The following is a 1,380-nucleotide window of genomic DNA, read 5'->3' on the forward strand; positions in this document are numbered from 1 at the left end:
ACCTAGCAACATGCTAGGTTATTTTTATGTATATTAATTTGTATTAGGATCTACAGGCAATATTATAACAAAATTACTACCTTCTCCTAATTTACTTTCTACGTATATTTCACCTTTGTGTAACTCTACTATTTTGCTAGTTATACTAAGACCTAATCCACTTCCGCCTTTAGCTTCATCATTTTCAACTTGATTGAATCTATCAAATATAGTTTTTTGATATTTTTCATCTATTCCAACTCCAGTATCTAATACACTAATCATAACTTTATCATCTAAGTCTTTTATAGTTATTGTTATACTTCCACCTTCTGGTGTAAATTTAGCTGCATTACTTACTAGATTTACAATACATCTTTCTATTTCATAAGCATCACACAATATAATCTTCTCTTCAACTTCAGGGTCTATTATAATATCTATTGATTTTGACTTTATATAATCAATTAAAGTTAAAGATGTTTCTTCAACTAGATATATTATATCTACTTCATTTAAGTTTAACTTATACATTCTACTTTGTAATTTAGTATGATCTAATATATTATTAACAAGATTTAATAATCTCTTACAATTTCTTTCTGAAATATCTATATAGTAAGCTAATTTATCATTTTTAATAATATCCTTTTGAGATAATCCTAGTAATAATTGATTCGTACTACTTATTACATTTAAAGGAGTTCTAAGTTCATGAGATAAATTAACTAAATACTTATTCTTATTTTCTTCGATTTGTATATTATCATTATACAACTTTTCATTTTTAACCATTTGTTCTTCAAGTTCTATAGTTCTTGATTTAACTAATCTATCTAGCTTTTTTAACTTATTCTTATTATTTTTTATAATTAAAATTATAATAGMTAAATATATAATACAAGCAATTGGACTCATCCAAAATGGATATTTAATAGAAAACTCTATAGTTTCAACATCGCTTATATATCCTCTACTATCTACTGCTCTAACTTTAAATGTATATTTTCCTGATTTTAAATCATTGTATACTACTTGATTTTCTTTAGTTGTAGATTTAAATGAACTAGTTCCTATTAACTCATATTCATAACTTATATTTTTATTATTTGAATATACAGGAGTAAAAAACTTAATTACTATGTTATCTGCATCATTATCTAATTTTAATCCATTTATATCTGAGTACTCTTTATGATTAACTTTAAATCCATCAAAAACTACTCTTGATTTATTATCAACGCTAATTACATCTTCTGGATAAAATGAATTTAATCCATTTATCCCTCCAAAGAATAATTCTCCACTATTACTTTTAAAAGCTGCATTCCCATTAAACTCATTACCTTGAAGTCCATCTGTAACACTTAAATTATTTATATTATTATTTTTAGTATTAAT

Annotated in this window: 1 protein-coding gene; it reads right to left on the minus strand. The window is 23.9% G+C overall.

The window, feature by feature from the left end:
- Positions 1-33: 33 nt before the first annotated feature.
- On the minus strand, positions 34-1,380 hold a 1,347-nt coding region (locus G3997_RS04865), incomplete at its 5' end, for an ATP-binding protein (protein ID WP_296648982.1).

The sequence above is a fragment of the Romboutsia sp. 13368 genome (assembly GCF_018336475.1).
Taxonomy (GTDB): domain Bacteria; phylum Bacillota; class Clostridia; order Peptostreptococcales; family Peptostreptococcaceae; genus Romboutsia.